Raw genomic sequence first — 13760 nt, 5'->3', positions numbered from 1 at the left:
TGGGCACCGTGGATACTGCGCGAATAGCTTCTATTTTGATAGCGCCTTAGCAACAGCCGTACGTGCGACGTTGGTAAATACCGCGAGCTGCTCGGGTGTCACCGTGGCAAACATGCGCTGCACCAACGCCGTGTGTTGGGCCTCAAATACCGCGCAGGCTTCAAGCCCAGCGGGTGTCACATCCAGAATCTGGCTGCGCCCGTCTTGTGGGTCAGGGCGTCTACGTAGCAGGGCCTGCGCCTCGAGTTCCTTGGTAATGCGTGCGATTTGCCCCTTGTCGCGCGTACTGGCCTGCACCAAAGCCTGCTGATTCCCGCCAGGGTGGGCTTTGCAGTGGCTCAGGATGTGCAAATGCAGGGGTGACAAGGTAATGCCTGCCTGCGTGAGGGACTGTCCCATCTGCGCCTTCAGTGTCTCAAACATGTGCAACATGGCTTGGATCGCATCTTCTTCGGGACTGTGTGGGTAGGGCATGGCATTTGGTTGACTATGTCAACTTTATCGATTACATTGGTTGACATTATCAACCAAATGCCATTCCAACGACATGCCCTCTGCAACCCCATCCCGCCCTATGCGCTTGCGCGCCATCGTCCCGCCGTTGCTTATCCTGCCCACCATCGGGCTGCTGCTCAGCGGTGTGATCACCTGGATCAATATCGGGTTTACCGCCGACTTCACGGCGCGGTGGTTGCGGGGATTTGTATCGGCGCTACCAGTGATGCTGGTGGCCTTTGCCTTCATGGCGGTGCTGGACCGCAAAGTTCAGCAGGTGTTTGCTGGGCGTAGCGCCCTGGCGCGCAAACTGATCTTGGCGGCTTGCACCGCCTGCATGATGGAGTTGCTGCTTGCCAGCGTGGTCACCCTGAGCAACCGGGGCTTCGCGCCGGGTTTTGCCATCGCTTGGGGAGCCGCCTTCGTCAAGTCCCTGCCTGTGGGCCTATGCGTGAGCCTGTGCATGGGCTTTGTCATCAAGCCCCAGCTGGACCGGTTGGCGGCCGGTCGATAAAGCATCTCTCCATCACACCGGGGCGCAAGACCCCGGCAGCGCCGTCTTAACGGCGTGGGGTCATGGGGCCGCGGCCCTCGATGTGGCGGAAGTTGATGCGGCCCTTGCTCAGGTCGTAAGGCGAGAGCTCCAGCGACACACGGTCACCGGCCAAGATGCGAATGTGGTTCTTACGCATCTTGCCAGCGGAGTAGGCAATCAACTGGTGACCGTTATCCAAGGTCACGCGAAAACGGGTGTCAGGCAACACTTCGTTGACAACGCCCATCATCTCAATCAGGTCTTCTTTGGCCATGGTGGTTTCCTTTATGCAGTAGCTTACTGGGTGCGGATAGCACTGTGCACCCAGTGGATGCCTTGCGCAATGGCGTAACGGGCCGCTGCGTCAGGCGTGGAAAAATCGTCATGAAAACTCATGACACGGTCGGTTGACGCGCTGCCGCGTCCGCTGGCAATGGATACTTGTGCGCCAAAACGGCCGCTAAGGAGCGGCTTGGAGCAAGCGGCAATGCGGTATTTGCCGATGGTAACGGGATGCGAAGAAGCGATCTTGTTGTGGTTCTGAATCATTAAAAAGTACAAGCGCACCGGCCACGGCAGAGGCTAAGTGCTCAAAAGAGAAAAGCTGCGATGCCGTGAGAGGGCGTTTGCAGGTCGCTGACATTTGGGCTGGATTGGCAACCCCACTGCCGGGGGTGGATGTGTTGCGGTATGCCTACCAGAACACGGCCAATCGCCTGTTGGGCGACTGCCTAATGTAGCACGGCACGCCAAATCAGGCCCTATTTGGGCCGCAAAGACCCTGTTGGCTGTGGTTTTCAGGGCGAAACTGCGAAAATTGGGACCATGAAACTCTGCATTCTGGACAACGACTCGATTGACCCGGCCCTGGTGCCCACTTACGGCAACTACGCCGCCATGATGGAACGTGTACTGCGCGACGCTGGTGCCACCGACTGGACCATGGAGCGCTTCAGCACGCCGCTGGGTGAATACCCGGATTCCTTTGCCGACTACGACGCCGTGCTGCTCACCGGCAGCAAGGCCGATTCTTTTTCGGACGAACCCTGGGTGGTGGAACTGCGCCGGCGCGTGACCGAGTTGCTGGACACCGACACCAAATTGCTGGGTGTGTGTTTTGGCCACCAGCTCATCGCACTATGTATGGGCGCCAAGGTGGGCCGCGCACCGCAAGGCTGGGTCACGGGGCGCAACACCTATGCCTGGCACGCCCAAGACCTGCTGCCCGAAGGCGAACGCGAGAGCTTTGCCTTGCTGGCCAGCCACCAGGACCAGGTGCTGGAGCTTCCCGCTGGCACCACACTGCTGGCCAGCAGCGACCGCTGCCCGATTGCTGCTTACGCCAGAGGCCAGGAGGTGCTGTGCATCCAGCCACACCCTGAATTTGTGGAAGACTACAGCGCCCACCTGCTCAACAAGCGCCGTGCCTTGCTGGGCGACGAACACTACATCGCCAGTATCAATAGCCTGGCGCAGGGCCACGAGGGAACCGACTTTGCCCGCGTAATGGTGGCGTTTGTGGAAGGGCGCGCCGGGGCCGCGGCCTAAACCAATGCCTTTTGGCGGGTGGCCAGCGCAGCCCCCAGCCACAATGCCACCGCAGAAAACACGAGGCCACGCGCCAGCCCACCGGGGCCATCGGCAATCCATCCGACCACGGTAGGGCCCACGATCTGCCCCGCCGCAAACACGGTGGTGAAGGCGCTGATCCCCGCAGCCCACGCCGCAGGGGGCAGGTTGTGCCGCACCAAGGCCGTGGTGGATGCGACCACGGACAAGAAAACCGCCCCAAAGAGCAGGCCCGAGGTCAACACCATGGGCCACCAATGTGTTAGCGCGGGCAACACCGTAGCCACGCCCAGCAGGGCGTTGAGCATGGCCAACGCCCTGCCGTTCTTGTGGCGGTCCAGCAGCCCCGCCCAAATGCGACCCGACGCCACCACCGCCAGCCCCAACAAGGCATAAAACACCGTGACCGCCAGCGCGCTGCTGCCCTGCGCACGCAGCAGGGCCACCACAAAGGTCATATAGCCGATGTAGCCCACGCCAAACAGGGTGTAGCCAGCCAAGCCGAAGGCAAATTGGCGCCAACGAAACGTCAGGGCAGCGGCCCCAGGAACGGCAGCGGGAGCCTCCCAGCGCGCCATCACACGTGCCGGCCATACCAGCACGGCACTGGCAGCTGCACAAGCGAGCGCCAACACCCACCAAGCCCAACGCCACCCGTGGGCCTGGGTTTGCGTGGCCTCCAGCAACCAGGGCACCAGCAGGGCAGAGAGCACGATACCCAGGCCCGTGCCGCCGTAATACATACCCAGCAACAAACCGCTGTGCTGCGGATGCCGGGCTCCCAAACGGGCGGCCAACAAGCCCCCCGCAATAAACACCAGCGCGCTGGCCACACCCGCCAGCAGGCGCTGCAGCAGCAAAGGCGACGCATCAATGAAGAAGCCACTCAGCCCCATAAAGGCACTGGCCAGCAGCGCACCACCCCACAAGAGGGTAGACGGTCCCAGACGGCGCATGAGCCAAGGCGTAGCCAGGGCCCCCAAAAAGTAGCCCAAGGCGTTGGCCGTATTCATGGCGCCCGCCAGGGTGTAGCTCCAACCCAGGTCGGTGCGCATGGCCGGCAGAAGCAGACCATAGGCGAAACGGGTGATGCCCAAAGAAACTGCGGCGCCCAGAGACAAGGCCAGCGCCAGCACCCAGGTCTGCCGCATGCCGGGGCCGCCGTGGGCGTTCAACAGACGCTGGATCAGGCCAGCGCGCGGTCTTGCAGGCGGAACTGGCGTACCACCTGGGCCAGGCGCTCGGCCTGTTCGCGCAAGGATTCGGCTGCTGCAGCGGACTGCTCGACCAGCGCTGCATTTTGCTGGGTGGCCTGGTCGATCTGGCCGACCGAGGCATTGACCTGGGCGATGCCGCTGGACTGCTCGGCCGATGCGGTGGTGATTTCACCAATGATGTCCCCCACACGCTGCACGCCCACCACCATCTCCTGCATGGCAGCGCCCGCTTCTTCCACCAGCTTCACGCCACCGTTCACGGCGCTCACACTGCTGCCCACCAGCACCTTGATCTCCTGTGCGGCATCGGCAGAGCGCTTGGCCAGGCTGCGCACCTCCGAGGCCACCACGGCAAAGCCGCGGCCCTGCTCTCCCGCGCGCGCGGCTTCCACCGCGGCGTTGAGCGCCAGGATGTTGGTCTGAAAGGCGATAGAGTCAATCAGGCCGATGATGTCGCTGATCTTGCTACTGGAAGCAGCGATCTCGTGCATGCTGCCCACCGCTTGGGTGACCACCTGGCCACCACGCACGGCCAGGGTGGAGGCAGAGCCTGACAACTCCCGCGCGACCTGGGCCGACTGGGCCGTCTGTTGCACATTGGTGGTGAGGTCGGAGAGGGACGTGACCGTGTCTTGCACGCTGCTGGCCGACTTCTCGGTGCGCATGGACAGGTCTTGGTTGCCAGACGCAATTTCCTGGCTGGCCAGAGCCACACTTTCGCTGGCATTGCGCACCTGCGACACCAGGGCGCTCAGGCCCTCCTGCATCGCCTGTTGGGTGCGTTGCAGATCGGCCACTTCGTCTTTGCCGCTCACCTCCACACGCTGCGACAAGTCGCCCCCCGCAATCGCTTGCGCCAGCTGGCGGGCCTGTTCCAGCGGTTTACAAATCGAGTTCATGTTCAAAATGGTCAGCGGCACGACGACCAGCGTGGCCACCACCAGTGCACCAATGAACACCCACTTAATGATATTGCCCACAGATTTTTGCTCGGCAATGGCACCCTCAGCTTCGGTTTTCAGCACCACGTCCAGCTCCTTGAGCTGTTGTTCCACCTTGTCCACCTCGGCCAGCGCCTTCTGGCTCATGCGGTTGGCGGTGGTGGCCGATTCGTAGCCGCTGCTTTTGAGCTGGTTCGCCACGGGCTCAAACTGCTGCGCATAGGTTTTGAGGTTGCCCTCCATGGCGCGGATGATCACATTGTCGGGGTCGTCCTCGCCCACCAAAAACTCGGCAGCCACCTTGTTGGTCTGGTCCAGGGCCGCTTTCCAGCGGGCGTAGGCTTTTTCCACCTCATTGGTGCGCTCGTACTCAATGATCATGTCCTTTTCGGCCATGCGCACCGCACTCAGTGCAGAACGGAGCTGCGTGAGGTGCTGGACCTCGGCAAAGGAATTTTCCAGAAAGGCGTCGCTCTGGGCCTGGATTTGTGCCATGCCCCACAAACCTCCAGCGCCCACAATGCCCAGCAGCGCCAGCACCATGGCGATGGCTCCGAGCATGCGCATGCGAATCGTGAAAAGGCGCATCAAGGACATGGTGTTCATGGTTGTCTTCCTTATCAAGGCCCAGGCAGCCGGGGCTACGGGGCATTCTTTCAGAGTCTGGGAGTGAGTACAAGGCGCCACGAGCTTACAGCTTGTTACGTGGTGGCAAGGGAAGAAAAGCGCCATGAAACCGATTTCGGCTTAGATTGCTGCTTTCATTGACCCAAGCCAAACACCGCTGCCCCTTACCATGAGCACCCGCCTGGCCTACCACGTCGTCGTGCACGCACTTGAAGCGCGCGCAGGCTGGACGCCGGTACGCCGGTTTGCGGCGGCAGTCAGCCACTGCTTGGACGGCCACTTGCCTTACAGCCGCTACCTGATGGCAGGCGCCGAGGCCAAGCGCAGGCGTACCGGCGAAAGCGCGGTACAGCGCTGGGTAGAGGATTGGCTGGCCACAGACCTCAACCCGGTTGTGCAGACTATGGGGCAGCTCACCCTGCCGGCCAATACGGCCTGGGCGCTCAATGCCTATACCCGCTCAGCGCAGGTCGGGGTGCGCACCACCATTGCCCTGCCCCCCGCCGCCCACCAGCAACTGCAAGTACACCGCGAGCTGCTGGCCAGCGATACCGATCCTGCCCTGTGCCGCGCCGGGGTGGTGAGCACCATGGAAACCTTGCTGGCCCAGACGCGGAAAAACGCCATGGGCATGGCGCCTGCGGGTTTACGCCCTCTCTCAAGCCTGGCCAGGGTCTTGGGCGTAGAGCGGCTCGCCGCCGCGCAGTTGGCTGGCGTGTTTGAGGCCCAGGGGCCGATTCCTATCCCCCTGGCAGCGCGCCAATTGGGCTGCCACCACCGCACCCTCGAACGCCGCCTGCGCGAAGAAGGCCTCACCGCCGAAGCCGTGCGCCAAACCGTGCGCCTGCTGAGCGCCACACACGGCGTGCGTGGCACACGCAGCCTCACCGAGGTTGCACACCAGACTGGCTTCTCCGACCTGTCCCACATGAGCCGGGCGTTTGGCGCGGCTTGCGGCATGGCGCCTAGCCTGTTGCGCCAGGCCGCACGGGGTGGACTGCTTCCCGAAGCGGCCTGAGCCCCCGCGAAGGCGGTTTGTCGCATGGATTCAAGCCAAAGCCGGTGCGCTTGGGACACACTGCCAAAGGGTCTGCAGCCACCCCAAACCGCTCCTCAATGTATAGCTGCTCGCGCACATTTCATAAGGCCTTGAGGCCTAAAAGACTCAAAAACATGCAGTTTCTCCGCAAACTCTTCTCGGCCCCTGTGCCACGCCAGCAAGACTTCGACGCCGCCCTGGCGGACCTGCGCGCCACCCTGCTGGAGGAAGGGCGCCTGTTTTCGGGGTCGGCCATGTACCAGGAGTTGCAGGCGCTGGAGGCCCAAGCACTGGGCCTGCCCGCGCACTCGCCGCAGCGCGGCTGGCTGTTCGAGACCTTCACCCGCCTGCAAACCAAGCGTGGGGACAGTGAGTCGGTGCTGCACTACGGTGCATTGGCGCTCCATGTCCACAACAGCCAAGCCTTTATGGACGCGGAATCCTGTTTCTACTTGCACTACCGCATGGCCTGTGCGGCCGATGAGGAAGGCGAAACGGCGCTGGCGCTGCACCATCTGCAAACCGCACTGTCCACCGAGCCCCGCCCGTGGCTCAGCGACGAGCAGGGCTTGGCACTGCGCGAAAAACTCGGTTACCTCTTGCACGAGGCCGGGCAACACGCGGAGGCCCTGGCCTGCAATACCCGCCTGCTGCACGACGCAAAGCTGTTTTATGCGTCCGACACGCACGCGCTGTGCAATCTGCTTAACAACCTTGCCCAAAACACCTACGAACTGCAGCAGTTTGGCGAAAGCCAGCGCTACCTGCAGCGCCGCCTGGCTCTGGCCCAGGGCGCGCAGGATTACGAAACCGAAGCCGACTGCCTGTTTCAGCTGGGCGTGCTGGACTGCGAACAGGGCGACCCCGTGGGCGCACGCACCTGGTTTGACTTGCGCGTGCAACGCGCGCGTTCGCTGGACGACCCGGACCTCATTGCAGCGGCCTTGCAGGCGCAACAGGAGCTGATTGCCCGCTTGCGGTCCGCCGACGAGGGGCAGGCATGAGCCGCATACCGTTCTGGACACAGCGGCTCGCCTGGTGCGGTGTGGCCACACTGGGCCTGCTCAGTGCGTGCGGTGGTGGCGGTGACTCGGCCCCTTCCGCTGCGGCGAGCCTGCAGGTCCGGGTGCAAGGGCTGGCTTTGGGTGCCGAGCTGGAGCTTGCCCACGGCTCCCATCGCATCCCCGTTGAGCTCAACGGCCCCTATACCTTTGACCAAGTCCCGGGCGGTAGCCCGCTCAACCTGCGTATCGCCACCCAGCCTAAGGACCAACACTGTGCCGTGTCCGAACTGGCACCCGCCAGTGTGCCCACCGATGGGGCACCCGTGTTTGTGCGCTGCGTCCACGCCACCGCAGCAGCACTGAGCCTGCCGGCCACGCTTCCCAACAACGCACTGAGCGCCAGCTTTGGCCTGCGCGACGTAGCGTATCCCGGGATTCCGTACGAAAGCCGCCCGGGTATGGTGGGTGGCATATTTCCCTATGCCTTTCGCCTGGTCAGCCTGACGCTGAACGGCGTGGCGCAGGCCACAACCGGCGTCAGCCTGGACGCCCGCCGGGGCACGGTGCGCTTTACCCCCACCGTGGAGGGCAGCTATGTGCTGACCCTGGAAGCGAGTGACAGCGGCAGCCCAAGCAAGACCCTGCAACAGAGCTTCACCATTGAATCGTCTGCTGCGCGTTTTCTGTTCGTCGCCCCCGATGGCCAGGACAGCAGCGGGCGCGGCAGCCGCGCACTGCCCTACCGCAGCATTGCCTATGCCCAAGCCCAATCCAGCGCCACCCAGGTGCTGATGCTGCGCGCAGGCACCTACACGCCAGCGGCCATCAGCCTGCGGGACACCCGGGCCAAACAACTCCTGGCCTACCCGGACGAAGTGGTCCGCCTGGACCTGAACTACAGCGCCAACATCACCGTCAACAGCACCAGCCTGCCCATGGCGCGCATCGAGGGTCTGGACATCCTGCATGCGCGCCAATACGGCATCGTCAGCGATCCGAGCCGGGCAGGCCTGGTGATTCGCAACGTACGGTTTGTGGACGGTGAAGAGGGCAATAACCCCAGCGAAAACCCTGCGTTTATCCACGGCTGGGGCGATACCGCCGCAACCTGGCGCCACAAGCTGCTGGTGCAAGACAACGACTTTGGCACCTACCGCATGAAAAGCTCTGGCGCCTACGCCCTCACACTGTTTGACGCCGGAGAGTCATTGGTGGAAAACAACCAGATCCGCCTGGGTGCAACCACCGGCGGCATCCACGACAAGGACAATTCGCAGAACAACACCTACCGCGAGAACTACATCATGTTTGCCAGCGGCAACGCGCGGTCCAACGGCATCCAGATCAGCGGCCAGGCCAATGCCGACAAGGTGCACATCCACCACAACCTGCTGGTGAATGCAGGCATCTACCTGGGCACCCAGTGCTTCCAGGCCAGCTGCTACATGCGCGACTTGGACGTGCACCACAACACCTTGGCCGGACAGCACATCTCCTTCAGCTGGGGGCCTTTCAACAGCACCAGCTATGGAACCCGCATCTCGCACAACATCATTGACTCAGGGAGCGTAGCCCCCTACTACGGGCTGTCCTGCCAGGCTTCGGTGCCCGCCACCTTCACCACCAACCTGGCCGCAGGCAGCAACCTGATTGCGTCGAGCCACGCCTTGGCCTTCAAGGACTCCGAGTGCACAGGGCGCGACATGTCATGGGCCACCTGGCAAGGCACCTATGGCATGGACACGGCAGCTTCTGGCAGCACCTTTGGCCATGCCAGCCCGCTGGTGGGCAGCGGCCCGCGCACCGGCCTGCCGGAGGGCGACACACGGCGTACCCAACATGGCCACCAGTACTAAGGCTAAGGCCGCCATGCACCAGCAATACTCCCACCGGACACACCGCCTCTGCGCCCTGCTGACACTCTGCCTGGTACTGAGCGCATGTGGCGGTGGTGGCGCAGACGAGGGCGATGCTGCGGCCACCGCTGCCAACACCACACCGCTGCCCGCGCCCCGCATCTCGGGAGTGGTGGGCTCGCTGCTGCACCAGCAGACTTTCACCGTCCAAGGGAGCCACTTTGGCAGCAAACCCCAAGCCGCGCCACTGCGGTTTGAAGACTTTGACACGCGTACCACCGGTGCAGCACCGGCCAGCTTTGGCTACACCAACTACGGCGGCTTCGGCGGCAGCACCAGGGTGGACGACAGCGTGGCATTTGGCAGCGGCAAATCGCTCAAACACCAGGGGCACTTCGGCGCCGTGTCCACAAACGACGTGGAGGAGTCATTCCCCCACATTGCCGTCACAGGCTTCAGCACCCAAGAGCTCTACCTGAGCTACCGGCTCAAATTCCGAACCCACGGTGGCCGCATGGTGCAACTCAAGTTCAACCGCAGCGGCATGGAAGTGGCGGGGGCCCACGGCAGCCCCTGCTACGGCGGCAAGCCCAAGTACTATTCCAGTTACTACCCCGACGGGCCCGGCGTCAACCGCTACTCCAGCGACAAACGCTTGACGAGTGTGCAAGGCGGCATTGTGCGCAGCGACGGCAGCCTGGACGAAGGTTGGGCTGGCGAAGCCAAAATGGGCAGTGGCACCGTGCTGGCCATACCAGAAGACACCTGGGTGCAAGTGGAAGAGTACTACCGACTCAACGATGTAGGCCAAGCCAATGGCGAACACGTCACTTGGGTGAACGGCAACCGCCAAATAGACCGCCACACGCTGCAGCCACGCGACGCTGCAGGCCAGCTGCTGAATTGCAGCTACTTGGTGGTGGGTATGGACTACTGGATCAACCCCAGCAGCACCGACGGCGTGGCCGTCTGGTACGACGACCACTACCTCGACACCAGCCGCGCACGCTTGGTGCTGGCCAATGCCGCGACCTGGGCGGCCAGCACCATACGCAACCCGCAAGTAGCTAGCCAGTGGCAGGATGGCAGCATCAGTGCCACCCTGCAACGGGGCGGCTTTTCTTCCGGTATCGCCTGGCTGTATGTGGTCCGCGCAGACGGCAGCACGTCTGCCAGCTGGCCGGTAACATTGCCGTGAATTCTGACGACCAAGCTCCGCCCATGCGCCTGACTAACGCCCATTCGCTTTTGTATTTCACGGCAGCGCTCCTGCTTTGTGCCGCCACCGCCAGTGCCCAGGGCGTCTACAAATGGGTGGATGCCGAAGGGAAAACCCACTACGGCTCACAACCGCCTACCAGCGACAAAGGAGGCGAAGCGCTCAAGCTGCACAGCAACAGCGGCTTTGGCGGCAACAACAGCGGCAAGGTCAAACCACCGGTGGAGTACAACGCCGACGGCACGAAAAAAATCCCCAAAGGCGTGCAAGAGATGGGCGAGGGTCTGATGAAAGGCCTGCAAAAGGTGGACCCCAAGGAGGAGCCGCTGAACTGCAGCGTGGCGGTGGAGAACGTGCGCTACCAGTTAGACCTGATGCTGGAAGTCGGCCAGAAGAACGCCAAGGACGGTTACATCACCCAAAGCGACTTTGACACCAAGGCCGCCAAGCTGCGCCAGGCCAAATCCGAGGTCACGCTGACCGACTGCCAGCTAGCCAGCGGCAACAAGAAGTCGTTTTACCAATGCATGAGCAACAGCAAAAACCACGTAACAGGTTGCGGCAACAAGTACAGCTTCTAGCGCGCCACAGCCGCTAGTGGCGCGGTGCCAGCACGATGACCGCGGCCCCCGTCAACATGAGGGCGACGCCCACACCATCCCACCACTGCGGACGGATGCCATCCACCAACCACAACCAGGCCAATGCCGTGGCCACATACACCCCGCCATACGCGGCGTAGACCCGGCCCGCAGCGGCAGGGTGCAAGGTCAGCAGCCAGACAAACAGTGCCAAGGCCAACGCTGCTGGCGCCAGCACCCATGCCGATGCACGCTGCTGCAGCCACAGCCAAGGCAAGTAGCAACCCACGATTTCGGCCACAGCAGTGAGCACGTAGAGGCCGGTGGTGAACAAGAGTTGCTGCATGGGGCGTTCTGTTTGCTATTATTTTAGGAGCTGCTCGCGCACATTTTATAAGGGTCAGATGCCCATTTGACCATTAATCCGGCTTCCAGCGCTTGAGCAGCAATGCATTGGCCATCACGCTCACCGAGCTCAGCGCCATGGCGGCCCCCGCCACCACGGGGCTGAGAAAACCCAGCGCGGCCAGCGGAATGCCTGCGGCGTTGTAGGCAAAGGCCCAGAACAGGTTCTGCCGGATCTTGGCCACCGTGCGGCGGCTGATGTCCAGCGCGGCGGCCACCAGCAGTGGGTCGCCGCGCATCAGCGTGATGCCCGCAGCGTGCATGGCCACATCGGTGCCGCCGTGGGGGTTGGCCATGGCCATGCCCACATCGGCAGCCGCCAAGGCGGGCGCGTCGTTCACGCCATCCCCCACCATCGCCACCGCGTGGCCACCGGCCTTGAGCGCGGCCACCTTGGCAGCCTTATCGCCGGGCAAGACCTCTGCCAACACGTCCTTCGCGTCCAACCCCAGACGTGCAGCCATCGCCTGCGCCGCCCCCCGGTTATCACCTGAAATCATCACGGTCTGGATGCCTCGCGCCTTCAAGGAGGCCAGCGCCTGCTGCGCACCCGGCTTGGGTTCGTCGGCGAATGCCAGCAAAGCCAGCAAGGTGCTGCCGGAATCCGTGGTCTGCGCCATGGCCGACACCGTAGCGCCCTGGGCCTGCAACTGCGCTGCCTGCGCTTCAACCACCGAGAGGTCTACCCCTAGCTCCGCCATCCACCGCAAGCTACCCAGCCGCAAGGTGCGGCCTGCCACCGCACCTTCAGTACCACGGCCGGAGACGGTTTGTACATCGGCGGGCGTTTGCAGTGGGATGGCGCTCTCCTTCGCGGCCTGCAACACGGCATGGGCCAAGGGATGTTCGCTGCCGCTTTGCAGGCCTGCGGCCAAGGCCAGCGCCTCGTCGTCGGCCAGCCCCACGGGTACCAGCGCGCTCAAACGCGGCCGGCCCACTGTGAGGGTTCCTGTCTTGTCAAAGGCCACCACATCTACCGTGTGCGCCAGCTCCAGTGCCTGTGCGTCCTTGATGAGGATGCCGTGCTTGGCCGCCACGCCCGTGCCCGCCATGATGGCGGCTGGCGTCGCCAGGCCCAGCGCGCAGGGGCAGGCAATGACCAGCACTGCCACCGCATGGATGAGTGCCGTCTCAAAACCGTGGCCGGTCAACACCCAGCCCAGCAGAGTGGCCAGTGCGATCAGCAACACCACGGGCACAAACACGGCACTCACCTGGTCCACCAGGCGCTGGATGGGCGCCTTGGCCGCCTGCGCATCTTCCACCAAGCGGATGATGTGGGACAGGACCGTGTCCACCCCCACCGCGCGCACCTGCACCACCACGCGGCCTTCGCCATTGATGCTGCCACCCGTGAGCTTGGCACCAACCTCCTTGGTCACGGGCAGGGGTTCGCCGGTGAGCATGGACTCGTCCACCTGCGTGCGGCCTTCGAGCAGCATGCCATCCACAGGAAAGCGCTCGCCAGGCTTGACCACAATCTTGTCGCCCACCAGTACTTCGCTAACAGGAACATCAACCTCGCCATCGCGCCCCAACAGGTGCGCCGTGTCCGGCCGCAGGGCGTGCAGCGCGCGGATGGCGGCGGTGGTCTGGCGCTTGGTGCGCGCCTCCAGCCATTTGCCCAGCAGCACCAGCGTCACTACGACGGCGCTGCCTTCGAAATACAGGTGCGGCTCCATAGCCGGCATGTCTGCGGGCATGGCATGGGCGCTGTGGTCCGGCGCTGTGAGCCACAGCCACATCGACAAGGCCCAGCCCGCGGTGGTGCCCAGCGCCACCAGCAAATCCATATTGCCGCTGCGTGCCAACAGCGCGTGCCATCCGGCCTTGTAGAAGCGCGCGCCCAGAATGAACTGCACCGGCGTGGCCAGCAAAAACTGCCACAGAGCGGGCAGCATCCAGTCTTTGCCGAACAGTTCGCCCACCATGGGCAGCACCAAAGGCGCCGACAACGCCAGCCCCACACCCACCGGCATGAAACCAGCCCAGGGCGAGGCGTCCACCGCGTCAATCGCAGCGCTGGGCGCCAGCGGCTCGTAACCCGCGTCGCGCACGGCGCGGCGCAGGCGGGGTTCCAGCGTGGCGTCGTGCACTGCAATGCGGGCAGATTCGGTGGCTAGATTCACCGTGGCGCTGTCCACGCCGGGCACCTTCTTCAGCGCTCTTTCCACACGCATCACACACGATGCGCAGGTCATACCGCCGATGCCGATATCGATGGTGGAGGTGATCGCGAGGGGGGTGGTTTCGGTACTCATGGTGCAAGCGT

General features: G+C 63.4%; 14 protein-coding genes. 7 read left to right on the top strand and 7 right to left on the bottom strand.

What is annotated here, in order from left to right:
• Window positions 1-30: 30 nt before the first annotated feature.
• A complete protein-coding gene (locus CHU94_RS02910; RefSeq protein WP_094476583.1) occupies window positions 31-474 on the bottom strand; it encodes a MarR family winged helix-turn-helix transcriptional regulator in 444 nt (147 codons plus the stop codon).
• Window positions 475-574: 100 nt separating this feature from the next.
• Between CHU94_RS02910 and CHU94_RS02905 the strand changes: the two genes are divergently transcribed.
• Window positions 575-1009, top strand: a complete 435-nt coding sequence (locus tag CHU94_RS02905; protein WP_217901283.1) for a DUF2798 domain-containing protein — start codon at window positions 575-577, stop codon at window positions 1007-1009.
• A gap of 46 nt (window positions 1010-1055) precedes the next feature.
• Here CHU94_RS02905 and infA read toward each other — a convergent pair whose 3' ends face one another.
• The gene (infA, locus tag CHU94_RS02900; RefSeq protein ID WP_087495722.1) at window positions 1056-1304 is read right to left on the bottom strand and encodes a translation initiation factor IF-1; all 249 of its coding nucleotides are present in this window, start codon (window positions 1302-1304) and stop codon (window positions 1056-1058) included.
• Window positions 1305-1327: 23 nt separating this feature from the next.
• Window positions 1328-1579: a hypothetical protein gene (locus CHU94_RS02895; RefSeq protein ID WP_255033782.1), complete on the bottom strand. Its 252-nt coding sequence runs from the start codon at window positions 1577-1579 to the stop codon at window positions 1328-1330.
• Between the two features lie 276 nt (window positions 1580-1855).
• Between CHU94_RS02895 and CHU94_RS02890 the strand changes: the two genes are divergently transcribed.
• Complete coding sequence (locus CHU94_RS02890) at window positions 1856-2578, top strand: amidotransferase (RefSeq protein ID WP_094476579.1); 723 nt, start codon at window positions 1856-1858, stop codon at window positions 2576-2578.
• On the opposite strand, the gene CHU94_RS02885 is transcribed toward CHU94_RS02890, so the two are convergent.
• Window positions 2575-3750 (bottom strand): YbfB/YjiJ family MFS transporter, encoded by a 1176-nt coding sequence (locus CHU94_RS02885; RefSeq protein WP_094476577.1) that lies wholly within the window; start codon window positions 3748-3750, stop codon window positions 2575-2577. The genes CHU94_RS02890 and CHU94_RS02885 overlap by 4 nt on opposite strands.
• Window positions 3751-3785: 35 nt before the next feature.
• Entirely contained in the window at window positions 3786-5363 is a 1578-nt protein-coding gene (locus tag CHU94_RS02880; protein ID WP_094476575.1) for a methyl-accepting chemotaxis protein, read from the bottom strand.
• A gap of 190 nt (window positions 5364-5553) precedes the next feature.
• Between CHU94_RS02880 and CHU94_RS02875 the strand changes: the two genes are divergently transcribed.
• The 5 genes from CHU94_RS02875 to CHU94_RS02855 all read left to right on the top strand — a co-directional run bounded on the left by CHU94_RS02875 (window position 5554) and on the right by CHU94_RS02855 (window position 11083).
• Entirely contained in the window at window positions 5554-6402 is an 849-nt protein-coding gene (locus tag CHU94_RS02875; RefSeq protein ID WP_094476573.1) for a helix-turn-helix domain-containing protein, read from the top strand.
• A 155-nt stretch (window positions 6403-6557) separates the two neighbouring features.
• Window positions 6558-7427 (top strand): hypothetical protein, encoded by an 870-nt coding sequence (locus CHU94_RS02870; RefSeq protein WP_094476571.1) that lies wholly within the window; start codon window positions 6558-6560, stop codon window positions 7425-7427.
• On the top strand, window positions 7424-9283 hold the full coding sequence (locus CHU94_RS02865) for a right-handed parallel beta-helix repeat-containing protein (RefSeq protein WP_094476569.1): 1860 nt from the start codon (window positions 7424-7426) through the stop codon (window positions 9281-9283). The genes CHU94_RS02870 and CHU94_RS02865 overlap by 4 nt, the downstream gene beginning before the upstream one ends.
• A complete protein-coding gene (locus CHU94_RS02860) occupies window positions 9267-10481 on the top strand; it encodes a hypothetical protein (protein ID WP_094476567.1) in 1215 nt (404 codons plus the stop codon). The genes CHU94_RS02865 and CHU94_RS02860 overlap by 17 nt, the downstream gene beginning before the upstream one ends.
• Window positions 10478-11083: a DUF4124 domain-containing protein gene (locus tag CHU94_RS02855; protein WP_255033781.1), complete on the top strand. Its 606-nt coding sequence runs from the start codon at window positions 10478-10480 to the stop codon at window positions 11081-11083. Before CHU94_RS02860 ends, CHU94_RS02855 begins: the two co-directional genes overlap by 4 nt.
• Before the next feature lie 13 nt (window positions 11084-11096).
• Here the strand turns inward: CHU94_RS02855 and CHU94_RS02850 are convergent, their stop codons facing one another.
• Together CHU94_RS02850 and CHU94_RS02845 are read right to left on the bottom strand one after the other, a co-directional pair.
• Window positions 11097-11429: a YnfA family protein gene (locus CHU94_RS02850; protein ID WP_094476563.1), complete on the bottom strand. Its 333-nt coding sequence runs from the start codon at window positions 11427-11429 to the stop codon at window positions 11097-11099.
• A 73-nt stretch (window positions 11430-11502) separates the two neighbouring features.
• The gene (locus CHU94_RS02845; RefSeq protein WP_255033780.1) at window positions 11503-13749 is read right to left on the bottom strand and encodes a cation-translocating P-type ATPase; all 2247 of its coding nucleotides are present in this window, start codon (window positions 13747-13749) and stop codon (window positions 11503-11505) included.
• Window positions 13750-13760: the final 11 nt, after the last annotated feature.

Origin of the sequence: Rhodoferax sp. TH121, assembly GCF_002251855.1 — a bacterium.
Classification (GTDB): domain Bacteria; phylum Pseudomonadota; class Gammaproteobacteria; order Burkholderiales; family Burkholderiaceae_C; genus Allorhodoferax.
The sequence above is the reverse complement of the archived record's forward strand: the minus strand, read 5'-3'. Positions and strand labels throughout refer to the sequence as shown.